The following is a 22965-nucleotide window of genomic DNA, read 5'->3' on the forward strand; positions in this document are numbered from 1 at the left end:
GGAGCCGCCATGGCCAAGAAGTCCAAGAAGGACAAGAAGGACAAGGACAAGAAGGACAAGAAGAAGAAAAAGAAGTAGCGAGATAGGGGCCGCCGCCACCCGCGCGGCGGCCTGCTCAAGCCGATCGGGGAGCGTTATCACCGCCGCCGACCGCGACGCTCTCCGCCCGGCCGAGACGGCCAGGTCCGTGCCGGTGTTGTCCTGCTCGGAGGTAAACATTGTTTACTTCGCGATGGCCTGGCCGTTGCCCGTTGTTCGGCCCGGCCGCGTACCAATACCGCGTGAAGTTGATCAACAAGCGCGTCGCCGCCACCTGTGCCGCCTGCGCCATCGCCCTCAGCAGCGGCCTCGCGGCCGGCGTCACCCCGGCCCTCGCCGATGGCAAGCACGGTGGACACGGCGTTCACCAGCCGGCCACCCGCCATCAGATCCCGTTCACCGCGGCCACGGTGACCCAGAACGCCGACGGCTCGTTCACGATCACCTGGGCCGCCACCGGCGCCCGCTCGGTGAGCGTCTACGCCGGCACCGACCAGAACCGGATCTCGCACAAGCGCGCCGTCGCCAAGGGCTCCGCGACCGCCACCGTCACCGTCACCGGTCTCGCCGGCGCGGACCGCTGGTGGTTCGAGCTGGTGCCGGACCGCGGCGAGTCGCTGACCGTCGCCGACCGTTCGCTGCACCTCGCCTCGGCCCCGAACTTCCGCGACGCGGGCGGTTACCGCACCGCCGGCGGCCAGTGGGTCCGGATGGGCGTGCTGTACCGCGCCAACGATCTCGGCAAACTCACCGACGCCGACGTGGCCAAGCTGAAGCGTCTCGGCATCCGCACCGACATCGACTTCCGCACCGACTCCGAGATCACCGCCTCACCCGACAAGATCCCGGCCGGCGTGACGTACATCCACGCCAACGTGATCGGCACCTCGGGCGTCGGCACCGGCGGCATCGACCTCACCACCGAGGCCGGCGGCGTCGCGATGATGGAGGCCGGCGAGAAGGCATTCGTCTCCTCCGACTCGGGCCGGGCCGCGTACACGACGTTCTTCACCACGGTCATCGACCCGAAGGCCGCGAACGTCGTCTACCACTGCACCGCGGGCAAGGACCGCACCGGCTGGGCCAGCGCCGCCCTGCTCACCGCCCTCGGCGTCCCGAAGGCCACGGTCTTCGATGACTACCTGCTCAGCAACACCAACCTGGCCGCCTCCAACGCCGCCACCCTCGCCGCCGTGCCCGCTGCCATCCGCCCCGGATACAAGGCCGTGCTCGACGTCCGCGAGTCGTACCTCCAGTCCGGGTTCGACGAGGTCACCGCCAAGTACGGCACCTTCGACAACTACCTCCGCCAGGGCCTCGGCCTCACCCCGAAGGACCTGCGCGCCCTGCGCGCTCAACTCCTGGTCGGCTGACCCCGCCACACCCTCCCGCTTTCCGGGCGCCTCTTCGGTACGCACGAAGAGGCGCCCGGAAGGTGCCCCTGAGCCTTCGAACGCGTCCGCCGCTACCCATAGACTCCGGTGATGAGAAGCCGGCCGGGAGCGGTAGATCTCTTCTCCGCTGAGCTGACCACCCTCGGCTGGGCAACCGACCTGCTGGTCGCCGGTTCCCTCGCCACCGGCGACTACCGCCCCACGGTGAGCGACCTGGACCTGGTCGCGATCACCGACGGCCCGGTCACCTCAGCACGCCAGAAAGTCCTGACCGGCCTGCACCGGCACCTGGACGCGGGCCCGGCCTCCGGCCTCCAGCTGGGCTGCGTCTACGTGCCCGAGTCCCAGCTCGCCGACCCCGCGGCCACCCACCCGACCTGGACACACGGCCGGCTGGTGCAACGCATTCTCTCCGGCATCACCCGCGCCGAGCTGGTGCGTCACGGCTTCGCCGTGCACGGTCGCGAGCCAGGCGACCTGCTGCCCGTTTTCACCCACCACGATGTACGCGTAGCAGCCCACGCCGAACTGACCGGTTACTGGTCCTGGGCCGCCCGCCGCCCCTGGATCTGGCTCGACCCGGTGATCGCCGACCTGAGCCTGACCTCGATGGCCCGAGGCCGCCACGCCCTGCACACAGGCGAGCTGCTCTCCAAGAGCCTCGCGATCGAGCAGTCAGCAGCCCCACCCTGGCTGAAGTCCCAGCTGAGAGCCCGCCGCAACGGCCTGCCGACCCCGTCACCGCGCCTCCGAACAGCCTGGCTCTCCTGGCGAGACACCCGCCGAACGGTAAAAACAGCCCACACACCCCCACCCCCGCCGTAACCCTCCGCCGCCGCCCGGCTGGCCGCAGACTCACAAGATCTGTTGTGCCCGGTTGCCCTCCACGTCGCGCCCTCACAGATCTTGTGAGGTTGTGCCGTCCTGGCGGCCGCAGACGCACTAGTTGCAGGGCGTCCACACCGCCTCGGATGCGCCGGTGGGGGAGCGGGCCCCCGAGCGGCCGCCCGGATCGCGCTCCGTGGCAGGGTGATCCTCATGCGTATCTCGATCTGGCCCGGAGCCGGGCAGCCCTACGGCGACGTGCTCGAAACGGCCCGGCATGCGGCGGAGACCGGCTGGGACGGCGTCTGGATCGCCGATCACTTCATGGCGAACGACGGCACCGGATCCGACCCGCTGCACCCGGTCCTGGAGGCAGGTTCCCTGGTGGCGGCCCTTGGCGCGGCGGTACCGCGGGTGCGGATCGGCACCCTTGTGTACGGCAACACGTACCGTCACCCGGCCGTGCTCGCCAACATGGCCGCGACCGTCGACCACATCACGCGCGGCCGCTTCACCCTCGGCGTCGGCGCCGGGTGGCAGATCAACGAGCACGAACAGTACGGGATCGAGCTCCCGCCGATCGGCCGCCGCATCGACCGGTTCGTCGAGGCGCTGCTGGTGCTCAAGGGCCTGCTCCGGTCCGAGCGGACGACCGTGAACGGCGAGTTCTACCAGCTCACCGACGCGGTCTGCGAGCCGAAACCGGTGCAGGACCCGCTACCCATCATGATCGGGGCGAAGGGCGAGCAGCGGATGCTACGGGTCGTTGCCGAGCACGCCGACATGTGGAACACCTGGGGCCGCCCGGACCTGATCGCCCACAAGTCCGGTGTTCTCGACCGGCACTGCGCCGACGTGGGCCGTGACCCGACGTCGATCGTCCGTACCGCGCAGGCGCTGACCGTGGTCGACGGCCCGGCACCGGACGGCGTGTCGATGCCGGTCATCGGCGGCTCGGTGAAGCAGCTCACGGCCGACATCGCTGCCTACCGGAAAGCCGGCGTCGACGAGCTGATCATCCCGGACTTCCTGCTCGGCAAGGACGCCACGAAATTCAAGGCGATGGACACGATCCTGAACCTGATCCGCGCCTGATCCCCGCTTGATCCGCTTTGATCCGCGCCTGAGGGTCAGGAGCGGGCGGCGACCTGGTCGAGGACGTCGTCGGCCGGGCACCGGCCGCGGTGCACGTACTTGTCGGTGAAGTCGGCGATCGCGTCGCGCAACTCGCGCTCGGCGCCCTGCCGGGCCAGAGCCGCGTACGCCGCCACGAAGCAGTCCCGGGCCGCCGCCGCCAGAACAGAATCGGTCAGAGCGTCGCGCGCGGCCCGCTCCCACAGCCGGGGCTCGCCGACCAGGTGCGCGGTGGCCTGCCACGCCTCCTCCGACGCGCGCGGGTCGTCCAGCAGCACCGTGGCCAGCGTGGCCGGCAGACGCCAGTCCCGGCCAGGCTGACGGTCGGCCACGTCGAGCTCCAGGTGACCACGTGCGGCCACCGGCGGGCGCAGGGCGGCCAGATGCCGCTGCAGGTCGCTCTCGGTCAGCCGGGCGCCGGCTCGGATCGCTTCGCGCAGGCTGCGGCCGGACGCGGTACGCGCACCCATGACGTACCCGGCCCAGGACTCCCGGGCGTCACCGGCCGGCGGGCCGACTGGGAGGTCACGGCGCAGAGCCTGTCGCACGCTGCGCCAGCCGGTCGGGCGGCCGTGCCGCAGCGGCGCGTTCGCGAACGCGGCCGCGAGCACCGGGGCGAGCGTGTGGGCCAGTGCCCATCGGTGTCGCAGGCCGAGCGCGCCACCACCGTCGAGCCCGGCTTCCAGGCCGATCCGGATGCCGGCCGTCGCGGTGCCGAGCGCGTGCTCCGGCCCGTCCGGGTGGACGGTGTCGGTAGCCTGATCAACAACGGTCAGGCGGTGCTGCTCAACGAGCCGGGTGGACGCCGCCAGGTCGTCGGTCATCCGGCGCAGCGCCACGTCGAGGCCGGGCGACGGCGGTCCGCTGACCACCATGACGCGCGGCGAGCGGGCGTCGAGGAAGCCGTGCCGCAGCGGCCGGCGGCCGGTGGGTGCGGAGGCCGGGTCGAGGAGCAGATCGACGGCTATCCCGACGAACCCGGGCAGTCCGGGCGAGAATGCCCCGGCGGCGATGAGATCGGCGGCTGCCTGTTCGGTCAGGGCGGTCACGGTGCCTCACTCCCCAGGGGTTTTCCACGAGCGGCGAGCATAGCATTCCTATCTGCCTGATAGGAATAGCGGATCTTTGTATCTGGACAACGCCGCGCAAATGCCGGGATGACCGGTTTGCGGCTTGCATACTGATTCGTGGCCTTGGTGGGCCAGGCGTTCCCGCGTACCCAGGAGGTCTGATGGCGCCGAGACTGGCAATCGCCGCGCTCGCGGCACTGACCCTCACCGGCGTCGCGGATCTTACGGTTGTGAATAAAGCCAGCGCCGCGCAAACGCGGCGTCAGTGGGCGGTGAGCGGCGTCGAACCTCTCGGCCAGCCGGTCGCGATCGGTTCGGCCATTCTTGGGTACGCCCGGAGCGGCCCCCGGATCACCATCCAGGGCCGGGCGCCAGAGGACGGATCGGTGCTCTGGGAGTCCGAAGCCGTGCCGGGCACTCCGGTGCGGGCGGGCGAGTGGGCGGTCTATCTGGAGCCGCAGGAGGCGTTCGGCGCCGGCTATGCGAGCGTCGTCGTGGCCGACCCGCTGACCGGTACGCAGATGCAGCGCAGCCCGGCGATGATCTTCTCGGGGTCGCCGCAGAGCTGTTTCGCGGGCAGGGCCGTGTGTGTGACGGCGGCACCGGCCGAGGATGAGCCGGCGCACGGTTACCGCCTCGACCTGGCCAGCGGCGCCTTCATCCCGTCAGCCGACGGGGTGACCGGCGAGGGCCTGATCAAAATCGGTACCGAGGTGGGGCTGGTCCACGACGGCGTGGTCCTGTGGCGCCGCCCGGATCCCGGGGCGGCGAGGTGGAGTCCGCATCCGGCGGATCCGGCGCCTCCGGCGGTTCTGGGCGCGGCGGCCGTGCCGTCCACACCGGCCGTGCCGTCCACACCGGCCGCGCTGTCCACACCGGCTGTGCCGGCCGCGCAGGCTGGTGTCTGGGTCGGGGAGACCGCTACCGGCAGTGTCGGGCTTGCTGCCAAGGACGGAACCCAGCTGTGGGCTCTCCCCGGCGTGGTGAGCGACTGCGGAATCCCGCTGCGGACCGCCGTGATCCGCTGCCGCGACGGCCGGCTGGAGGCCTTCGACCCGCTCACCGGCAAGGCCCGCTGGTCAGTGCCGCTGCGCGGCCCGGTAGGGGTAGGCGGAATCACCGTCGCCGACGGCAGCACAAATCCCGCCCCCGGAGCCGTGATCCCCGGAGCCGGTGCGACGATCGTCATCCGGGGTGTCGCGATCTCCCTGGCTACCGGGGAACGGACAACCCCCGCCGGCGCGTCCTGGTGCTTCACCGCCAACCTCGCCTCGGCCTGCGGCGCGGACGGCGTGCCTCCCGAAGCGGCGTGGACCGCGGTCGGCGCGGTTGCCGACGGATACGCCGTGGTGGCCACCCCCGCCGGATATTTCGGCCTACTGCTCGAAAAAGCCCAATAAACGCAGCTAGTCGACCCGGCCCCACAGCTCGAACGGGCTTGCACCCGGCCGGAACCCGCATGCCTCCGCCATGTCCGCCGCCTCGCGCAACCCGTGCGCGACCGCCTCCGGGTAATGCGCGTCGCTGCCGAAGCTGACCGCGTCCCCGCCCTCCTCGTGCCACCACGTCACGATCAGCCGGTCGAAGCCGAGCCGGGTGTTGATCTCCAGCGCGCGGCCGGCCTGGGCGGTGGCGCGCAGCGCGTGCCGGAATTCCTCCTCGAAGTCGCGCGGGTCGAACGTCTCCGGCCCGGGCCAGTGCCGGATCGGGTAGTCGATGTGCGTCAGGATCTCGAACACGTCGCTGCCGGCGACCACGTTCGGGATCTCCAGGAGGTACTCGCGGACCACCTCGGCGGCGGGCCGGTCCGGGTAGATGCCGAACGGTTCCGCGTACCCGCCGTTGTGCGGCAGGCAGTGCAGCGAGCCGATCACCCGCTCGAACGGGCCGGCCGCGAGGACCTTGGCGATCGCGTCGGCGTGCCAGTGCGGTTCGCCGAGCTCCAGTCCGGTGAGGATGCGCAGCGTGGGGAACTGATCCCGGCAGCGTTCGACGGTCGCGAGATATCCGTCGACGTCGAACGGCGGGGGAGTGACCAGGCCGTCCGGGCCGGCGACTTCACTCAGGTTCGCGTACGGGCCGTCGGTCGGCGCCGGCCATGCGGTGTGGTCGAGGTGTTCGGTGAACGCGATCACCGGGAGGCCGAGTTCGGCGGCGCGCGCGCACGTCTTCTCCATGGCGCCCCGTGGGGCGTCCCAGGAGAACTCACTGTGCACGTGGCTGTCAGCGGGAAGCGTCATGGGGTGTCGCCCGTTCCTGTTCCGATTCGTCCGGCGATGTGAACGTATCCGAGACCCCGGCGCCGAAGCTGTCATGCAGCCCACATCGTTTCAATCTAGGTTCCTAGGATGCCTTAGAGGGTGTGCGGGTGGTCCCCGAGGGCGGAATCCGGGGACGGGCAGGGATTGCACCGGAGCACCGGAGTGGAACCTGAGCCATACCGTCAGCTCATGTCATCGAAAAGCGTCACCGTTCGCCGGGCCGCGATCGCCGCGCCGGCACTATTGTTCGGCTACGGCGTGCTGCGGTTCTTCGACGATGCCGCCGGAGATCGGGCCGCCGGAGATCGGGCCTCGGGAGATGGGGGCAGCGGCCTGGCCTGGGACGCCGGGCACCTGGCGTTCTTCGCCGCCATGGTGGTGTTCGGGGTGCTTGCCGTCGCGATCCGCCCGGCGGTTCCGCAGTGGGCGCACCGGGTCGGTACGGTCGCTGCGGCGACCGCGCTGTTCGGCATCGGCTGCTTCCTCTGGGTGATCACCGGCGACCTGTCGGACAATTTCCGCGAGGCGGCCCCGCTTCCGGACGTCCTGCGAACCGGTGGTGCGGCGCTCTTCCCGCTCGGGATGCTGGTGCTGCTCGGCCTGATGGTCGCGGTACGCCGGATGCCGGTCTGGAGCCCGCTGCTGTTCGGCGCCGGCATCGCCGCGATCACGGTGAACCTGGACATGCTGCCGATCGCATCCCTGATCATTCTGGCGGCGCTGTCCCCGCTGGCCGGCGACGTCGACGACGACGAACCCGGACCGAGCGACCACACCGGTGAAGTGTCCAGGCAAGCCGCCCGCGAACGCTTCAAGCCGGAACTGACCAGGCAGTGAGGGGAGATGTGACCGCGGCCACGGGGGCACGCGGTCAGATCTCGGAAATCAGTACTTGAACGTCCGCACCAATCCCTGAAGATCATCCGACAGTCGGGTCAGCTCAGCCGCCGCCTCGTGCGTCGCGTAAGCGCCCTTGCGGTTCTCCTCCGCCACGTCGACGACCTGGCTGATGCCGTCACCGATCTGGTTGGCGCCGTCGGCGGCCGCGCTCAGGTCGGACGCCATCCCGCTGGTGACAGCGCTCTGCTCCTCGACGGCCGAGGCGATCGTCGTCTGGAACTCGTTGATCCGCCCGATGATCTCGCCGATCTGCGAGATCGAGTCGACGGCGGTGCTGGTGTCCGCCTGAATGGCAGCGACCCGCTTGCTGATGTCCTCGGTGGCCTTCGTGGTCTCCTGGGCGAGGTCCTTGACCTCGCCGGCGACCACGGCGAACCCCTTGCCGCTCTCGCCGGCGCGGGCGGCCTCGATGGTGGCGTTCAGCGCGAGCAGGTTGGTCTGCTCGGCGATCGCGGTGATCACCTTGACCACGTCGCCGATCTCGGCGGACGACCGGCCCAGCCGGGCCATCAGATCTTCGGCGGTGCTGGACGCGATCACCGCTTCCTGCGCGACGCTGGCGGCCTCGGCGGCCGACACGGCGATCTCGCGAATCGCGGCGCCCATCTCCTCGGCGCCGGTGGCGACCGCGCCGACCCGGGAGTTGACCTCGGTGACCGCCCCGCCGATGTGGTTGACCTCGCCGGAGGTGCGGTCCGCTCCGCCGGCCAGGCTGCGTGACGCGACCTGGAGTTCGCCGGCCCGGCCGGCCAGGGCGTTTCCGCTGGCGGCAAGAGTGCCGACGGCCGTACGCATCTGCTCGGTGGCCTGGTTGAGCGCCGAGCTCATGTCGCCGAACTCGTTCCGGTTGTTGATCTCGGCGCGGCGGGTGAGGTCGCCGTCGGCGACGGCGTGCAGCACGTCGCGGAACTGCCGCAGCGGCCGGATCACGCTGTTGGCGATGAGGAAGGCGAGCGCGGCCGCGACGATCAGGCCGGCCACCAGCACGGCGATGATCATGACGCGGGCGGACGAGTACTCTTCGTCGGCCGAGTTGAGGGCGTCGGTGGCGACCGCGTCGCTGGCGGTGTCGAGGGCTTCGAGGCTGGTGAGCGCCTCGGTGACCTTCGCCGGCAGGTCGGTGGCGCGGATCTTGTCGAATCCGGCGAGGTCACCGGCGGCCTGAAGTTCCCCGGCCTTGTCCCGCAGCTCGCCGTACTCGGTCCAGGCGGTGCTGAACCCGTCGATAGCGGTGCGCTGCTCGGTGTCGAGGTCGCGGCTGCTGTAGGAGCCGACGGCGGCCTCGATCGCGGACTGCGCCGCCTCGGCGCGCGCCGACGCGTCGGTCTGCAACGCGGTGGTGGTGGCGGTCGCGGAGCTGAGCACCTCGAACCGGTAGACCCACACCTGCTCCCGGATTGTCGCGACCTCCTTGGAGGGCAGCAGCGCCTCGGTGTAGATGTTGTGGCCGCTGTCGGCGACCTGCGACATCCGGACCAGGCTGATCGCGCCGACCAGAATGGCGACGATGCCGGTGAGAGCGACGAGCAGGGCGAGATTGGTGCGGACGCTGAGGTTTCCCACCAGACCGGGACGCTGAGCCACGACTTTCCTATCGTCTGGCCCTTCGGGGAACTGAGCCGGGAACCTCAACCCAGGTACGGCGGTGCCACACCCCATCCCCAGTGCGGCACCGGCGCCTGCCCCGGCGGCGTGGCGCCCGGCTGCGAGTTGGACACGGCCAGCCGGGTGCCCCATTCGATGTATCCCATGAACGCGGCCCGGAACTCGGGGTCGTCCGGCAGCCCGACGTCGTCGGCCGCGTCGGCGAGCAGGCTCACCCAGCGCCGCCGCTGCGGCTCGGTGATCGCCTTGCCGAGGTGGTGGCCGAGCATGTGCGGGTAACCGCCACGCTCCTCGGTGTACCGCGCAGGCCCGCCGAACACCTCACCGAGCCACATCGCGACGAACCGCGGGTGTGCCGAGTCCATGTGCGCGAACAGCGGCCCGACGACGTCGTCGGCCACCACCTTCTCGTAGAACCGCTCGGTCAGCCGCTCGAACGCCTCGGCGCCGCCGCCCCACTCGTACAGCGTCGGCACGGCGGCCCCGGTGCCGCGTACCGAAGTCGGCTCGTAATGGCGCATCTCCTCGATGGCCTCGATGTATCCACGGATCTCCGCCAGGAATCCGGGGAAGAGGTCACCGCCGCGGAAACCCTTGAGAAGGTCGTCCGCCGACGTCCAGGTGATGCGCAGGATGTAGGCGGACGGCTCGTCGGCGCAGCGGCTCAGCTCGTAGCCGGCACACTGCGGCGCCCGCGCGAGAAATCGGGCCGCGCGGGCATAGGCCTGCTCGAATGCCTCAGTGTCCCCGGAGATCCGATACCGGATGTATTCGACAGTCATGCGTCCACCTTAGAACGAAGGCTAGTAATGGTGTAAGCATGTAATCACAGCAGCCCCGCGCGCTTCTCCTCATATTCCGCGTCGGTGAGCAGCCCCGCCGCGTGCAGCTCGGCCAGGTTGCGCAGCAGCGGGTTCTCCACCGGCCCGGCGGCCAGCCGTTCCTCGATGACCTGGCACAGATGCCCGGCGAGGGCCTTGTCGGTGCTGAACTCGACCGTGTTCCCACCCAGCGCGACCAGCAGCACTCCGCGAATCAGCCCGTCCCGCACGGACACGCCCGAGATGTCACCGAGTGCGATCACCGACCGCCCGGCCCCGGTGCGAAACCCCATCTGCCCGGTGCTCACCAGCTCCAGCCGATCCGGGAAGACGAGCAGATAGACACTCGCCCCACCGTCGACCATGTGCCCCACCGCGAGCGCGCCTGCCACATCGATCCCGGCCTGCGCTGCCCTGCCCCGAGCCCGCTCGGCCCGCGCCCGCGCGTCACCCTTCTCGGCGAACAACCCCATGAGTCAAAACCCTAATTGGGTACGCCCAAAGCCCACCCGCCGCCCCGTCCTGCTCACATCGGCGGCCCCCAGGTGGCAGGGTCGGCACACGTGGCGAAATCCATGGCCTCGACCATGTGCCGTACGTCAGCGACGGGAACCGTGGACCGGTCGCGGGCCGCGAGCTGCACCAGGCAGTCACCGGCGGCAACGATCAGGGTGCCGCCCGGGTTGTCGTCCGCGTCTTCGAAGTACCACGTCTGACGGCCGGCGACCGTCACCGGCTTCGGCAACTTCTTCCCCGAGATCACCCCCGCCGGGTCGTCCGACTGTTGCGCCGAAACCGTCAGCGCGTAACCGAAGCCCACCTGCGCCGACGCGAATCGTGTCGAGGCGCGGTCGAGGGCCAGCACACCCGGAACCCAGCCGAACCGGAACGGCATCGGCGGCACCGCCGGCGTCGTCATCCGGACGTCGGCCGCGACCTTGAGCACCTGCTGCAGAGCGCCGCGGGGGCCGGTCGCCACCACCCAGGCGCCGGACGGCTCCTGCCAGCCGACCATCGGCGGATCAGCCAGGCTGTAGATCACCGACCGGCCGGGCAGGACGCCCTGCTTGCCCTGGAGCAGCGCGGACGGGTCGAACAGCCCGGGATCGTGGACGACCACGTCGGCGCCGTTGTTGATCGACCGGGCGCTCGGGTCCTCGGCCGTCGCGGTCGCCTTGTGCCGGATCTCCGCCGTTTGCTGCCCGGCCTGGGCGGACGCTTCGGTGATCACGTAATCGGAGCCGCCGACGACGGTGATGCCGAGCTGTGCCGGCGTGCGGTACGCCGGGCTCGCGACGACGAGCGGCGGCTTCGGTGGCTCCGTCCGGACTCGCAGGACAGGCAGCAGTCCGGCGACCAGTGCCAGCGCTCCGGCCGTACCCACGGAAAGGAGCCGGCGGCGGCGCCGCAAGCGCAACCCGCGCGATCGTGCCGCCGCGACCACGGCGACATCCAGAATCGCGTCGGCGGAGTGGTCGTCCAGGGCGCGGCGCAGATCAGAAACGGTCGTCATGACAGCACCCCAACTTCGGTGAGCTCGATGCGCAGGGCGGTCAGCGCCCGGCTGGCGTAACCGCGGACGGTTCCGGGCCGGCAGCCCAGAACGTCCGCGATCTCAAGATCGGTGAGCCCTTCGTAGTAACGCAGGACGATCACCGCCCGCTGCTGGCGTGGCAGGGCGCCGAGCAGTTTCCACAGCTCGTCGCCGTTGTCCGAACGCTGCGGCGCGGGCAGTGTGTCGTGGTCGACCGGCACTGTCGGTAACCGTCGCCGGCGCAGCCAGGACAGGTACTCGTTGGTCAGCATCCGGCGCACGTAGGCGTAGGGATCGTCGGCGGTCGCTATTCGACGCCACTTCAGGAAGGCTCGGGCGAGCACTTCCTGCACCATGTCGCGTGCTTGTTCCCGGTCACCGCAGAGCAGGACCGCATATCGCGACAGCGCCGGCAGCCGGGCTGTCGCGAACTCCTCGAATTCCATCCATCGCCTCCACCGTGTCTGACGCGGACGGTCCTCGATATGTTGTGCGGCGTCTGCGAGAAGCCTTCGCTATGTTGTGCGGCGTCTGCGAGAAGCCTTCGCTATGTTGTGCGGCGTCTGCGAGAAGCCTTCGCTATGTCGTGCGGCGTCAGCGAGAAGCCTTCGCGAGGATACGGAAGCGGATCTCGTAGACCGGGCGGTATCGGTCGTCGAGCAGCGTGATCAGACTCAGCAGCAGGACGAAGAAGAGGGCGACAGCCGGATCGAGGTCGCCGCCGCCGCGAGGTAGCAGCCAGTCGGCGAGCCAGACCAGGACGACGTTCATCAGGGCGCGGGCGCCGAACGCGGTCAGCGCGCTCTCCACGCTGCGGGCCGCGCGGGCCGACCAGAGGCTGATCGCGGCGTTCGTCACCACGAAGGCGGTGGTGACCACGATCCGCTGGACGTTGCTGAACGTGGCACTGGGCAGCACCTGGGCATAGATGATCCAGATCAGGCTGACCAACGTCACCTTCTCCAGCGTGCCGGCCGACCACAACCGGCCGTGGGCGGCGGTCCAGCGGTCACGGCCGGCGATGGTCAGCGCCTCGTGCGGCAGCGGGTCGGCGGCGACGTGCCAGGACCAGTCCGGTGCCGGCTGGCCTGGCCGGACCACGAACCAGTACGCCAGGCAGAGCAGCACCACACCGGCCGCGACCGCCGGGCCGAACCAGGGCACGTCCTCGACCATGTCGGTGAAGTCGAGCTTGGCGACGTGGATCCACCACTCCTGCGGCAGCTTCACGAAGATCCAGATGCCGGCGGCCGCGAGGATCCAATTCCGCAATGTCACCCGTGCGGGGTCCCAGCACAACCGATACGCCTCGTAGGCGATAAAAAAGTACTCGAACGTGTTCGGGAAGACCATCAGCAGCCAGCGCGCCTCGGCCAGCTCGAACGCCACCACCCCGGCAAGACGGTAAAAATACAAAAATCGTGCCACCTGTACGGCCGGACGGCTGCTCCAGTTCCGCATCGTCGACAGATAGGCGATCGCCAGGTAGTAGACGTCCATCGCCTTGTCGTAACCCTGGTAACCGGGCGGGTCGAACCCGAACGACTGGAAGACGGTCTGGTCGACGGCGTCCAGGACCAGCGCCGCGACGATCGCCGGCAGCGGGAACCGGGGAATCAGCAGCGGCACGAGAAAACGCGCGCCGACCACCGCCAGGAACACAGCCGTCGCGGTAGCCGTCATCCCTCCATCACACCAGCCACACAGCCGCCACGGATCACCCGCACGGTATGAGCACCAGCCGCCCCGCCGCGCTGCCGCCCCGCCGCCGTCCCGCCGCCGCTCCGCCGCCCCGCCCCGCGCCGCCGCCGCCCCGCCGCCTGCCGCCCCGTCGCTGCCCTGCCGCGGCGCCCGCCGCCCGTCGCCTCGCGGATCTTGAGCGACTTCTGCCCTCCTGGGGTGGAGAATCGCTCAAGATTCGCGGGCGGTTGGCGCGAGCGGGCGAGCCGTTGGCGCGGGCGGGCGGCGCGGGCGGGCGGCGGCTGCGCTGTCAGCAGTAGCCGGACGGGCACTCGCCGCTGGCCAGCAGTTCGTACTGACGGCATTTCGGGCAGCGGGGGCGTTCCACCTCCACCTTCGCCGGAGCGCGCTTAGTCGTGGTGGCCTTCGCCGCCCTGGGTGCCTTCGGCGCGGCTGCGGCCTTGGCCCGGGTCGCCTTGACCGGCTTGACCGTCGTCTTGCGCAGCTCCACGGCATCCACCGCGGTCGCCAGCAGGACGTCGTAGTTCTCGTCGATCAGGTCCGCCTCCAGAGTCACGACCGTGTTCGGGTCGTCCGGGTCGCGCACGTACGCGCCCGGCATCGACAGCGCCACCTCGTTGGCCCGCTCAGGGTCCACGGCGACGTCGACGCCACCCGGATGGATGTACACCGCGACACCGGTGGCGCCCTGTGGCCGCACCTGCAGGGCGCGGCCGACCGTGCGCACATCGACGGTGGTCCGGCCGCGAAGCTCCAGCAGGAGCCGGGCCACCGAAGGAGCTGCCCCGGGGTTGTACTCGTCCATCAGACCTCCGCTTCAAATGACGACTCTCCAGTATCGCCATGCCCGGAGTCCACGTGTGCCCGGCATCGGAACGGGTGAAATTGCTGTCATCCTCCCGGGCGGGCGTGGTAGCTCCCAGGTACCACCGCCAGGTCGAACCCTGGTGTGACGCGGTCCGGGCGATCCTGTACCTACCGTCCGCCTCATGGGCACGCTGATAGCCGTCTGTTTCCTTGCCCCGGCCGCCATCCTGCTGACCTCATGGGTACGCCGATGGTGGCACCGCCACCTGCGCGCCGAGTCGGACCGAGCCTGGCCCTACCGTGGCCGGATGAGCACCCGCGACGCCCCGGCCCAGATCGGCGACCTGCCCCCGCTCGGCCGCTCGGCCACCAGCGCGTTCCTGGCCGCCGGCATCACCACCCTGGCCCAGGTCTCCACCCACAGCCGCCGCGACCTGCTGTCCCTGCACGGCGTAGGCCCGAAGGCGATCAAAATCCTCACCGAAGCCCTCTCCGACAGGGGCCTGACCTTCACCGAATGACGAGACCAAGGGCCTTTCGCAGCAATCGCTCCCCCCAGGGCCATATGCCGACGCGGCCCTGTCGGCAATCGTGAGTGATTCTCTGGCGCGGTGCTTCACGACGCGGCGACGCGGCGACGTGGTGACGTGGCGACGCGGCGACGTGGTGACGTGGTGACGCGGTGACGTGGCGACGCGGCGACGTGGCGACGTGGTGACGCGGCGACGTGGTGACATGGCGACGCCGTGCTTCGCCGATCTTGTGGAGTTCGGCGAACCGTTTGCGCACAACTCCACAAGATCGGCCGGGGCCTTTTCGATCTTGTGAAGTTGTGCGGAGCCGTTTGCGGAGAAGTCCACAAGATCCAGACCGAGCCGAGCCGAGCCGAGCCGAGCCGGGCCGAGCCGAGCCGAGCCGGGCCGGGCAGGGCGGGGCAGGGCGACGCCGCGCGGGGCGGGGCAGGGCAGCGCGGCGTGGGGCGGGGCAGAGCGCGGCGCGGCATGGGTGTCTGCGGCGGAGGGCGTCAGCGCCCGGCATGGCGGTGAATCTTGCGTCGTGGCTGATCGCGGTCTGTCCCGGGAAACCGCGTCGGTCTGGCGGATCCGCAGCGTCACCAGTTGTCAAGCGACGAGCCCGGTCGCCGGGTGGAACCGCAAATGGCGAGTGGCAATCACGGAGGGGCCCGGGCCGGCGGAGAGCCGGACCGGGCCGCCACGAGTGAGTTGCTACTGCATCTGCTCCAGTACGTCGTCGGCGGTGAGCGTGCCCCGGTCGTCGGAGGTCTTCAGGGAGCGGGCCGCTGCCACCGGCGCGACCGGATCGGCGGGGCGCTTCCAGTGCCAATCGGTGACGGCCTGGTAGGCGGCCACCACCGACAACAGCTGGTCCTCCTCATAGGGCGCGCCGCCCAGGATCGTGCCGATCGGGACGCCGGCGGCGGTGAAGCCGATCGGGAAACCGATCTCCGGAAGGCCCAGGATGTCGAACGGGACGGGGCTGGTCTGCACCACCACGTCGCACTTCTCGAAGACCTGGTCGAGGACGCGTTCCAGCAGCAGGAGCTTGGCCCGCTGGCCGGTGATGAACTCGTTCGCACCCAGCAGCGCGCCCTGCAGCCAGCCGGTCACCGAGACGCCGAAGCCGCGCAGGTCGTTGCGCAGGTACGGCATGAACGGCTCGCTGCGCTCCGGCAGGCGTACGTTGTTGAAGTCGTTGCCGGTGAGCAGATCCCACTGATCGGGGAACGGGACGTCGACGAGGGAGATGCCGTCGATGGTGTCCAATTTCGCCAGGAACTCCACCCGGGCCGGGATCGACGCATATCCGGGCAGTACACCGACGCGGACGCGACGGCGTACCCGGCACTTGCCCTTGGACACCACCGGGGTCGCCGCCGCGATCAGGTCCGGCAGGTCGGGAAGGCCTTGGGTACGCGGATCCGCCGGGTCCTCGCCTGCCATCGCGGTCAGCATGATCGCCGCGTCCTTGGCGTTGCGGGCGAGCGGTCCCGGGTGGTCGCGGGTGTAGCTGAGCGGGATGATCCCGGCCAGCGACACTCGTCCCATCGTCGGTTTGAGACCGGTGAGGTTCTGCGCGTTCGACGGCGCGGTGATCGAGCCGCCGGTCTGTGTCCCGGTTCCGGACGCGGCCATCCGGCTGGCAACCGAGGTGGCGGTGCCGGTCGACGAGCCACCCGGATCGGTGGCCGGGTTCGCCGGTGTCCACGCGTTCACCGTGGTGATCTTGCCGGCCGGGGTGGTCGCGCGGGTCGTCGCGAGGGGACCCATCTGGGTCTTGCCGAGCACGATCGCCCCGGCCGACTTCAGCTTGGCCACCGCTGTGGCGTCATACGGCGGGACGAAATCCTGGAACAGGTACGAGTTCGCGGTGGTCCGCACACCCTTGGTCCAGTAGTTGTCCTTGATCGCGAGCGGGATGCCGTGCAGCGGTGTGGCCTGCTTCTTCTTGCCCGCGGCGACGGCCGCCGCTAGTGCCTCGTCGGCCAGAACCGTGTTGAACGCCTGGTAGACCGCGTCGTAGGAGCTGATCCGGGCGAGGTACGCCTCAACGATCGCGGCCGGCTTCAGCTTGCCGTACCGGATCATCCAGGCCGCCTCGGCGACGGTCAGCTCGGTCAGGTCCGTGCGGGCCTCGGCGCGCGGGGCGACATAGGCGTCGTCACCGAACTTCGGCGATTTGCCGGACCAGGCCTGCGCGGCGGCGGGCAGTGCAGCCGCACCGGTCGCGGCTGCCGCGGTGATGGCCGCGGTGCGGGCCAGGAAGACCCGCCGGTTCACTGCGGTCATCGGCGCCACTCCGTACTGATCGAGGGATAGAGCATCGGCGCCGGCTGCTGCGACAGCGCTGCCGCGTGCGCCGGGTCGCTACCGGCGGGCGCGGGCATCTGGAACGACGCGAGAGTGGTGACACTGCCCCGCACGAACGATCGCAGCGAGGCAAGAACGGAATCCCGGCCAGGCGACCCGGTCTCCGGGTCGGCGGTCGTGCCGGGCGGTAGCTGGTCCAGGTTTATGCCGAGAGACGCGAGACGAGCCCGGATCATGATGTCCAGCTCGGCGTCCGTAGGAGGGGTGGCAGCCATGATCGCCACTCTTGGAGCCATCTGTGTCGTCGCTGTGTCCGCATGATCACGCGCCAGTGACCACCACCCGCCGGTCCATCATGGACGGTTGCTTTCGCCCCTGTTTTGTACGCGTTAGCGCACACTTGCACGTCGGTGACCTGCCACGCAGAAGCGGTTGCCCTCGGTGTCGGCCAGCACCACGTAACGGAGCTCGTCGGGGTGCCGCTCGCCCGGTTGCGGGTAGTACGGCCAGTCGACGTGGCCGGCGCCCAGCGTCAGCAGACGGGCGACCTCGGCGTCAAGGTCGTCGGTTTGCAGGTCGAGGTGGATGCGGGGAAACGGCTCCGCCGGGCTTCCGCTGGTGTCCATCGCGATCGGGGCACCCGGTTCGCCGGGTGGCGGCTCGATCACGATCCATTCGTCACCCGGCCAGCGGGGCGCCCGGCGAACATATCCGAGGGCCTGCGCCCAGAACGTACCGGCACGCTCCGGGTCGGTCACCCCGAGCGAGATCTGCGCCATCATTGCCATGCGTCAACTCGTACCAAAAAGGAGCGGAAGGCGCGCGCTGAGGGTGAGTGCCGCGGGCGGGGCGGCGCGGTGGGCTCCGGATCGGGTGAGGTGTGCGGGTGATCGGGGACCGGTGGGGTGTGGAGGACGGGGATGTCGGGCGGGTCTATCCGTGCGACGCGTTCGTCGAGGCGCCCGCTATCCAGGTCTGGCGTGGTGTGCGGGTCGCGGCCGGCGCCGGCGTGGTGTGGCCGTGGGTGGGGCAGGTGCGGATCGCGCCGTACTCCTACGACTGGCTGGACAACCTCGGGCGGCGATCACCGCGGCGGCTGGTGGGGCTTGCCGAGCCGCGGGTCGGTGAGGCGTTCACCATGACCGGTGGGCGGCCGCAGGGCCGGATCGTCTCGGTCGAGCCCGGACGGCAGCTGACCGGGACGATCATGGATGCCTACATGTCGTATGTGCTGGTGGACGAGCCGGACGGGGCCACCCGGCTGTTGCTCAAGGTGGTCATGCAGGGTAACCGGTGGGCGGCGCCGGCGCTGTCGGTCGGTGACCTGGTGATGGCGCGGCGTCAACTGCTGAATTTCAAACGGCTGGCCGAGACGGTCGCTTGATCACTGGCGCGTGCCCGGCTGAAGTTCGCGGGTTCTCCGGCGCGGGTCGCGGCCGGTGGGATGGTCATCTGCATTTATGGTGTGCAGGCCGGTACACCAGGCCGGGCAGGGATTCGACACGCGGGTGCTCAGCCGGTTGAAATGTTTCAGTTCCGGTGGTTCACTCGATGTGCAATATCCATCTCGGCGAAAGGTCCACCGTTGACCCGCAACGGCCGCGCCCCCTCGGTCAAGGACGTCGCCGCGGCCGCCGGTGTTTCGCTCGGCACGGTGTCGAACGTGCTCAACCGCCCCGCCGTGGTCAGCACCACGACGCGCGAGCGGGTCGAGCGCGCCATGGCCGAGCTGGGTTTTGTCCGCAACGAGTCGGCCCGCCAGCTGCGGGCCGGGACCAGCCGGGCGTTGGCGTACGTCATGCTCGACGGCGGCAACCCGTTCTTCCACGACGTGGCCGAGGGCATCGAGACCGCCGCTGAGGACGCCGACCTGTCACTGTTCGTCTGCAACAGCAGCGGCCGCGGCGACCGCGAGGCGAAACATCTCGACCGGCTCGTGCAGCAGCGGGTACAGGGCATCCTGATCACCCCGGCCGACCCGGACGCGCCGCACCTCGCCGAGGTGGGGCAGCGCGGGATCCCGTTCGTCATGGTCGATCGGCTGAGCCGGGCCGGCGACCACTGCTCGGTGTCGGTGGACGACGTGCTCGGTGGCCGGATCGCCGTCGAGCACCTGATCGATCGCGGTCATCAGCGGGTCGCGTTCGTAGGTGGGCCGGGCAGCATCGGGCAGGTGCGGGAACGCTTGCAGGGCGCCCGGGAGGTGTGGGCGGAGTTCGGGCTGCCGGCTGAGGACCTGATCAACCTGCCGACCGAGGCGCTGACCGTGAGTGAGGGGCGCTCGGCGGGGGAGCGGCTGGCCGGCCTGCCCAGCCGGCGGCGGCCCACTGCGGCGTTCTGCGCCAACGATCTGCTGGCGCTCGGGTTGTTGCAGCACGCGGTCACGGCGGGGCTGCGGGTGCCGGACGATCTGGCGATCGTCGGGTTCGACGACATCGATTTCGCTGCGGCCGCCGCGGTTCCGCTGACATCGGTGCGACAGCCCCGGCAGGAGCTGGGCCGCACGGCGGCGCGGCTGGTGCTGGACGAGGCGAGCAACCCGGATCATGTGCACGAGCAGGCGACTTTCGTGCCGGCATTGGTGGCGAGGGCGTCCACGGGAATCGTCAAGCGCGGCTGATTACGGGGTGTGCCGGGGTTAGTGCCGGCGCGACCGGGGCGCACGGTGTGCTGTCGTCTCGCCTGGACCCGGGCCCACGGTGCGCTTTCGTTTCGGGTGGGTCGGGGCGCACGGTGTGCTGTCGTCTCGCCTGGACCCGGGCGCACGGTGTGCTGTCGTCTCGCCTGGACCCGGGCGCACGGTGTGCTGTCGTCTCGCCTGGACCCGGGCGCACGGTGTGCTCCTGGCATCGGGGCGTGAAATAGCATGGGTCGCATGTTCGTCCTGGTTCCCGGCGCCGGTGGCAGTGGCTGGATCTGGCACCTGGTCGTCGCCCGCCTGCACGCCGCCGGTCACGACGCGATCGCCGTCGACCTGCCCGCCGATGACGAGACCGCAGGCCTGCGCGACTACGCCGATCTGATCGTCGCATCAGCCGGCGCCGCCGATGATGTGGTTCTCGTGGCGCAGTCGCTGGGCGGCCTGAGCGCACCGCTGACCTGCGACCGGCTCCCCGTCTCGAAGATCATCCTGGTCAACGCCATGATCCCCGCCCCCGGCGAGACCGGCGGCGACTGGTGGGCGAACACCGGCCAGGAGCAGGCCCGCCGCGACAACGACCGGGCGGCGGGCCGCGACCCGGACGCCGCGTTCGACCTCGGTGTCTACTTCTTCCACGACGTGCCGCAGGACCTGACCGATTACGCCATCGCGCACGGACGGCCGCAGTCCGGCGCCGCGTTCGGGCTGGCCTGGCCGCTGCCCGCCTGGCCGGACGTGCCGACCCGGGTCCTCGCCGGCGCCGATGACCGATTCTTCCCGGCGGAGTTCCAGGCCCGGGTCGCCCGGGACCGGCTCGGCCTCGACGTCGAACGCCTCCCCGGCGGACACCTCAACCCGCTGAGCCGGCCCGACGAGCTGACAAAGGCCCTGCTCGAATGAGGCGAGTTGACGAAGGTCCCGCTCGGATGAGACAAGCTGACGAAGGTCCTGCTCGGATGAGACAAGCTGACGAAGGCTCTCCTCCGATGAGGCTGCGCGTCGGCTGTGCCATGTGGAGTCTCAAGTCGTGGCAGGGGCGGTTCCAGCCGCACCCGGCGACGCCCGGTGAGCGGCTTCGCGCCTATGCGAGCTGGTGCAACGCCGTTGAGGGCAACACGACGTTCTATGCGATCCCGACCCGGGAGACAGTGGAGAGCTGGGCCGCACACGCGCCCGATGATTTCGGATTTGTGTTGAAAATTCCGAAGATAGTGACGCATGAGCGCCGGCTGATCGACGCTGACGAGCCGCTTGCCGCGTTCTTCGACGCGATCGAGCCGCTCAAGGATCGTACCCAAGCGCTCTGGATCCAATTGCCCGGCGCATTCGGACCGCAAGATCTGCACGACCTGTACCGATTCCTGCGGCGAATGCCCGCAGGGCATCGCTGGGCCGTCGAAGTGCGCCACCCGGAATTCTTCGCCGACCCGCGAAGGCTCGAGGAAATGCTGACCGTCGTCGATGCGGAATGGGTCCCTTTCGACACGACCACGTTCTTCGCCAGCCCGCCGACCAGCGACGCCGAGCGCGACGCCTGGACGAAGAAGCCCCGCATGCCGCTTCGCGAGCATGCGACAACGGCACGACCCATCGTGCGCTATCTGGGACGAGACGATTCCGATCGTACGATCGAAGGCTGGCAGAAATGGGTGAGAACAACCGCGGAATGGTTGCGTGAGGGGCGCGCGCCGACCGTTTTCGTGCACACTCCCGACAATGCCGACGCGCCGGAATTGTGCCGGCGATTCCATGCCGAGGTGCGGGCGCTCGTGCCGGAGCTGGAGCCGCTGCCCGACCCGTTGCCGCTGCCGGAACCGGAAGCACCCCTCACGCTCTTCTGAAGATCATCGTTGGATAGATTGCGCGCCGTGGATCAACGGTCGGCCGGTGGCCGCGTTCTCGTGTGGGCACAGTGGACATTGCTCGTGGCGTGCCTGATCAGCAGTTTCGGCGTGCTGTTGCTGGCCGCGCTGCGTGCCGGTGATCTCGGCGCGGTGGTCGATCCGGGGCTGGAGCGGCTCGGCGACCCGAAGGACTCGCTGCCCGGAGCGCCGCTGGTCTACGGGTTCGTGCCGGGGATGTTCGTCGCCTACTTCATCTATCCGGTGGCGTTCGTGACGATCTTTTTCGGACTCGGGATGCTCATGCACACCTGGCAGGTGGGCGATCGGGAGACGTTGCGCGGGCTGCTCAAGAGCACCGGGGCGTGGGTGGTGCTGACGGCGGGGGCGCTGACACCGTTCGGCACGCAGCTGCATCAGTGGCTGCTGGACTGACGGCACGGCCCGGCGGCTCCCTCTGGGCGAGGCGCCGCCGGGCCGTTCACATTTCTGGGGTACGGGCTACGCGTGCGGACAGGTGGCGCGGTACTCCTGGATCGTGGAACCGGACGGGGCCGGGCAGAGGAACTGGTCGTACCGGGTGTCGTTGTCGATGAAGCGCTTGATCCACGACAGCGCGTACTTCGCGACCGTGACGTTGCCGCCCTCGGTCGGCGCCGAGTGCGTGGCGTTGTTGACCTCCAGGTACGCCTTGTCCGGCACACTGGTCAAGCTGGTGTAGAACGGCTCCGAGTGCGACGCGACCGGTGCGACGGTGTCGTTCTCCGCACCGATGATCATGGTGGGCACGCGTACCGTGGTCCACGATTTGGTCCCGTGCCACGGGGTCAGCGGCACGGCCGCCTGCAACGCCGGACGGGTGCGTGCCGCCGCGAGACTGCCGCCGCCGCCCATCGAGTGGCCCATCACGCCGAGCCGGGTGGCGTCGATGCGCGTACGCACCGAACTGGTCCCGGTGAGGTAGTCGAGCGCGGAGAGCAGCTGGGTGCCGCGGCTGTCCGGCTGGTCCAGGGTGCTCAGCGTGTTGATCGTGATCACCACGAAGCCCTGCGAGGCGAGCCTGGGGCCGAGCCAGGCGACGCTCGACTGGGTCGCGGTGAATCCGGGAGAGATGGCGACCGCGCCGAACGTGCCGTCCGCGGTGCTGGTCGGGTAGTAGATGGTGCCGCCGCCGAAGCCGCTCTGGCGGGCCACCGTGGTCTGCGAGACGGCGTACGTGCCGCGTGACGCTTCGATGCTGGCGTTCGTGGGTGCGGGTCCCCGCTCGTACGGGTTGGCGGCGAGGGCCTGCGTAGGTGCGACCAGCACTGTCACGGCCGCGGCGATCGAGGCGAAGAGAAGCGAAACTTTCACGTGAGTGCTCCCTGGGGTGTGGGATCGTTCACACATAGATCGATGTGGTTAAGATCTCGCCGCTCGTTACCTGCCGGTAATCCCACTGAGTACATGCTGCCGCGATATGTAACACGGCGGAAATTCCGTTGCCGCCGTTGTGAACTGGGCCAACAATGATCGACATGACGTACTGACGATCTGCCTCCAGCCTGTGCCAATCCTTGACTGA

24 protein-coding genes are annotated in these 22965 nt (G+C 69.7%); 11 read left to right on the forward strand and 13 right to left on the reverse strand.

What is annotated here, in order from left to right; translation table 11 throughout:
* Positions 1-281 precede the first annotated feature (281 nt).
* From ACQP2E_RS13590 to ACQP2E_RS13600, 3 genes are all read left to right on the forward strand, one after another.
* Entirely contained in the window at positions 282-1412 is a 1131-nt protein-coding gene (locus ACQP2E_RS13590; RefSeq protein WP_433831464.1) for a tyrosine-protein phosphatase, read from the forward strand.
* Positions 1413-1523: 111 nt separating this feature from the next.
* A complete protein-coding gene (locus ACQP2E_RS13595) occupies positions 1524-2258 on the forward strand; it encodes a nucleotidyltransferase domain-containing protein (protein ID WP_433831466.1) in 735 nt (244 codons plus the stop codon).
* A gap of 213 nt (positions 2259-2471) precedes the next feature.
* Positions 2472-3353, forward strand: coding sequence for an LLM class flavin-dependent oxidoreductase (locus ACQP2E_RS13600; protein ID WP_433831468.1), 882 nt, complete (start codon positions 2472-2474; stop codon positions 3351-3353).
* A 35-nt stretch (positions 3354-3388) separates the two neighbouring features.
* On the opposite strand, the gene ACQP2E_RS13605 is transcribed toward ACQP2E_RS13600, so the two are convergent.
* The gene (locus ACQP2E_RS13605; RefSeq protein ID WP_433831470.1) at positions 3389-4441 is read right to left on the reverse strand and encodes a glutamate-cysteine ligase family protein; all 1053 of its coding nucleotides are present in this window, start codon (positions 4439-4441) and stop codon (positions 3389-3391) included.
* Between the two features lie 182 nt (positions 4442-4623).
* Between ACQP2E_RS13605 and ACQP2E_RS13610 the strand changes: the two genes are divergently transcribed.
* On the forward strand, positions 4624-5862 hold the full coding sequence (locus ACQP2E_RS13610; protein ID WP_433831472.1) for a hypothetical protein: 1239 nt from the start codon (positions 4624-4626) through the stop codon (positions 5860-5862).
* A 6-nt stretch (positions 5863-5868) separates the two neighbouring features.
* Here the strand turns inward: ACQP2E_RS13610 and ACQP2E_RS13615 are convergent, their stop codons facing one another.
* Positions 5869-6702 carry a PHP domain-containing protein gene (locus ACQP2E_RS13615; RefSeq protein WP_433831474.1) on the reverse strand — a complete coding sequence of 278 codons (834 nt, stop codon included), beginning with the start codon at positions 6700-6702 and terminating at the stop codon, positions 5869-5871.
* A 210-nt stretch (positions 6703-6912) separates the two neighbouring features.
* Between ACQP2E_RS13615 and ACQP2E_RS13620 the strand changes: the two genes are divergently transcribed.
* A complete protein-coding gene (locus tag ACQP2E_RS13620; RefSeq protein ID WP_433831476.1) occupies positions 6913-7560 on the forward strand; it encodes a hypothetical protein in 648 nt (215 codons plus the stop codon).
* Positions 7561-7608: 48 nt separating this feature from the next.
* Here ACQP2E_RS13620 and ACQP2E_RS13625 read toward each other — a convergent pair whose 3' ends face one another.
* The 7 genes from ACQP2E_RS13625 to ACQP2E_RS13655 all read right to left on the reverse strand — a co-directional run bounded on the left by ACQP2E_RS13625 (position 7609) and on the right by ACQP2E_RS13655 (position 14089).
* Positions 7609-9207, reverse strand: a complete 1599-nt coding sequence (locus tag ACQP2E_RS13625; RefSeq protein ID WP_433831478.1) for a methyl-accepting chemotaxis protein — start codon at positions 9205-9207, stop codon at positions 7609-7611.
* A 44-nt stretch (positions 9208-9251) separates the two neighbouring features.
* Entirely contained in the window at positions 9252-10010 is a 759-nt protein-coding gene (locus ACQP2E_RS13630; protein WP_433831480.1) for a group II truncated hemoglobin, read from the reverse strand.
* Positions 10011-10054: 44 nt separating this feature from the next.
* The gene (locus tag ACQP2E_RS13635) at positions 10055-10522 is read right to left on the reverse strand and encodes an SHOCT domain-containing protein (RefSeq protein ID WP_433831482.1); all 468 of its coding nucleotides are present in this window, start codon (positions 10520-10522) and stop codon (positions 10055-10057) included.
* Positions 10523-10575: 53 nt separating this feature from the next.
* Positions 10576-11562, reverse strand: coding sequence for a hypothetical protein (locus ACQP2E_RS13640; protein WP_433831484.1), 987 nt, complete (start codon positions 11560-11562; stop codon positions 10576-10578).
* Positions 11559-12029 carry a SigE family RNA polymerase sigma factor gene (locus tag ACQP2E_RS13645; RefSeq protein ID WP_433831486.1) on the reverse strand — a complete coding sequence of 157 codons (471 nt, stop codon included), beginning with the start codon at positions 12027-12029 and terminating at the stop codon, positions 11559-11561. The genes ACQP2E_RS13640 and ACQP2E_RS13645 overlap by 4 nt, the downstream gene beginning before the upstream one ends.
* 148 nt (positions 12030-12177) lie before the next feature.
* Positions 12178-13266: a hypothetical protein gene (locus tag ACQP2E_RS13650; protein WP_433831488.1), complete on the reverse strand. Its 1089-nt coding sequence runs from the start codon at positions 13264-13266 to the stop codon at positions 12178-12180.
* Between the two features lie 307 nt (positions 13267-13573).
* On the reverse strand, positions 13574-14089 hold the full coding sequence (locus tag ACQP2E_RS13655) for a hypothetical protein (RefSeq protein WP_433831490.1): 516 nt from the start codon (positions 14087-14089) through the stop codon (positions 13574-13576).
* A 184-nt stretch (positions 14090-14273) separates the two neighbouring features.
* On the opposite strand from ACQP2E_RS13655, the gene ACQP2E_RS13660 reads away from it, so the two are divergent.
* Positions 14274-14612, forward strand: a complete 339-nt coding sequence (locus ACQP2E_RS13660) for a hypothetical protein (RefSeq protein ID WP_433831492.1) — start codon at positions 14274-14276, stop codon at positions 14610-14612.
* Between the two features lie 705 nt (positions 14613-15317).
* Here ACQP2E_RS13660 and ACQP2E_RS13665 read toward each other — a convergent pair.
* The 3 genes from ACQP2E_RS13665 to ACQP2E_RS13675 form a co-directional block, all read right to left on the reverse strand.
* The gene (locus ACQP2E_RS13665; RefSeq protein WP_433831494.1) at positions 15318-16898 is read right to left on the reverse strand and encodes an amidase; all 1581 of its coding nucleotides are present in this window, start codon (positions 16896-16898) and stop codon (positions 15318-15320) included.
* Entirely contained in the window at positions 16895-17194 is a 300-nt protein-coding gene (locus tag ACQP2E_RS13670; protein ID WP_433831496.1) for a hypothetical protein, read from the reverse strand. Before ACQP2E_RS13670 ends, ACQP2E_RS13665 begins: the two co-directional genes overlap by 4 nt.
* A gap of 114 nt (positions 17195-17308) precedes the next feature.
* On the reverse strand, positions 17309-17707 hold the full coding sequence (locus ACQP2E_RS13675) for a VOC family protein (RefSeq protein ID WP_433831498.1): 399 nt from the start codon (positions 17705-17707) through the stop codon (positions 17309-17311).
* 98 nt (positions 17708-17805) lie between these two features.
* Here ACQP2E_RS13675 and ACQP2E_RS13680 point away from each other — a divergent pair, with 98 nt between their 5' ends.
* The 5 genes from ACQP2E_RS13680 (at position 17806) to ACQP2E_RS13700 (ending at position 21836) form a co-directional block, all read left to right on the forward strand.
* On the forward strand, positions 17806-18303 hold the full coding sequence (locus tag ACQP2E_RS13680) for a polyketide cyclase (protein WP_433831500.1): 498 nt from the start codon (positions 17806-17808) through the stop codon (positions 18301-18303).
* Between the two features lie 201 nt (positions 18304-18504).
* Positions 18505-19539 carry a LacI family DNA-binding transcriptional regulator gene (locus tag ACQP2E_RS13685; RefSeq protein WP_433831502.1) on the forward strand — a complete coding sequence of 345 codons (1035 nt, stop codon included), beginning with the start codon at positions 18505-18507 and terminating at the stop codon, positions 19537-19539.
* 255 nt (positions 19540-19794) lie between these two features.
* On the forward strand, positions 19795-20460 hold the full coding sequence (locus ACQP2E_RS13690) for an alpha/beta fold hydrolase (protein ID WP_433831505.1): 666 nt from the start codon (positions 19795-19797) through the stop codon (positions 20458-20460).
* Positions 20461-20570: 110 nt separating this feature from the next.
* Complete coding sequence (locus ACQP2E_RS13695) at positions 20571-21401, forward strand: DUF72 domain-containing protein (protein ID WP_433833920.1); 831 nt, start codon at positions 20571-20573, stop codon at positions 21399-21401.
* A gap of 27 nt (positions 21402-21428) precedes the next feature.
* Positions 21429-21836, forward strand: coding sequence for a hypothetical protein (locus ACQP2E_RS13700; protein WP_433831507.1), 408 nt, complete (start codon positions 21429-21431; stop codon positions 21834-21836).
* A gap of 66 nt (positions 21837-21902) precedes the next feature.
* Here the strand turns inward: ACQP2E_RS13700 and ACQP2E_RS13705 are convergent, their stop codons facing one another.
* Entirely contained in the window at positions 21903-22754 is an 852-nt protein-coding gene (locus ACQP2E_RS13705) for an alpha/beta hydrolase (protein WP_433831509.1), read from the reverse strand.
* Positions 22755-22965 lie beyond the last annotated feature (211 nt).

Origin of the sequence: Actinoplanes sp. CA-015351, assembly GCF_050955685.1 — a bacterium.
GTDB lineage: Bacteria > Actinomycetota > Actinomycetes > Mycobacteriales > Micromonosporaceae > Actinoplanes.

Excerpts from the sequence above, each read along its gene's own strand:
- ACQP2E_RS13595 (WP_433831466.1), top strand. The coding sequence starts at position 1,524 with ATGAGAAGCCGGCCGGGAGCGGTAGATCTCTTCTCCGCTGAGCTGACC.
- ACQP2E_RS13600 (WP_433831468.1), top strand. The coding sequence starts at position 2,472 with ATGCGTATCTCGATCTGGCCCGGAGCCGGGCAGCCCTACGGCGACGTG.
- ACQP2E_RS13610 (WP_433831472.1), top strand. The coding sequence starts at position 4,624 with ATGGCGCCGAGACTGGCAATCGCCGCGCTCGCGGCACTGACCCTCACC.
- ACQP2E_RS13615 (WP_433831474.1), bottom strand. The coding sequence starts at position 6,702 with ATGACGCTTCCCGCTGACAGCCACGTGCACAGTGAGTTCTCCTGGGAC.
- ACQP2E_RS13620 (WP_433831476.1), top strand. The coding sequence starts at position 6,913 with ATGTCATCGAAAAGCGTCACCGTTCGCCGGGCCGCGATCGCCGCGCCG.
- ACQP2E_RS13630 (WP_433831480.1), bottom strand. The coding sequence starts at position 10,010 with ATGACTGTCGAATACATCCGGTATCGGATCTCCGGGGACACTGAGGCA.
- ACQP2E_RS13635 (WP_433831482.1), bottom strand. The coding sequence starts at position 10,522 with ATGGGGTTGTTCGCCGAGAAGGGTGACGCGCGGGCGCGGGCCGAGCGG.
- ACQP2E_RS13640 (WP_433831484.1), bottom strand. The coding sequence starts at position 11,562 with ATGACGACCGTTTCTGATCTGCGCCGCGCCCTGGACGACCACTCCGCC.
- ACQP2E_RS13645 (WP_433831486.1), bottom strand. The coding sequence starts at position 12,029 with ATGGAATTCGAGGAGTTCGCGACAGCCCGGCTGCCGGCGCTGTCGCGA.
- ACQP2E_RS13650 (WP_433831488.1), bottom strand. The coding sequence starts at position 13,266 with ATGACGGCTACCGCGACGGCTGTGTTCCTGGCGGTGGTCGGCGCGCGT.
- ACQP2E_RS13655 (WP_433831490.1), bottom strand. The coding sequence starts at position 14,089 with ATGGACGAGTACAACCCCGGGGCAGCTCCTTCGGTGGCCCGGCTCCTG.
- ACQP2E_RS13660 (WP_433831492.1), top strand. The coding sequence starts at position 14,274 with ATGGGCACGCTGATAGCCGTCTGTTTCCTTGCCCCGGCCGCCATCCTG.
- ACQP2E_RS13665 (WP_433831494.1), bottom strand. The coding sequence starts at position 16,898 with ATGACCGCAGTGAACCGGCGGGTCTTCCTGGCCCGCACCGCGGCCATC.
- ACQP2E_RS13670 (WP_433831496.1), bottom strand. The coding sequence starts at position 17,194 with ATGGCTGCCACCCCTCCTACGGACGCCGAGCTGGACATCATGATCCGG.
- ACQP2E_RS13675 (WP_433831498.1), bottom strand. The coding sequence starts at position 17,707 with ATGGCAATGATGGCGCAGATCTCGCTCGGGGTGACCGACCCGGAGCGT.
- ACQP2E_RS13690 (WP_433831505.1), top strand. The coding sequence starts at position 19,795 with ATGTTCGTCCTGGTTCCCGGCGCCGGTGGCAGTGGCTGGATCTGGCAC.
- ACQP2E_RS13695 (WP_433833920.1), top strand. The coding sequence starts at position 20,571 with ATGTGGAGTCTCAAGTCGTGGCAGGGGCGGTTCCAGCCGCACCCGGCG.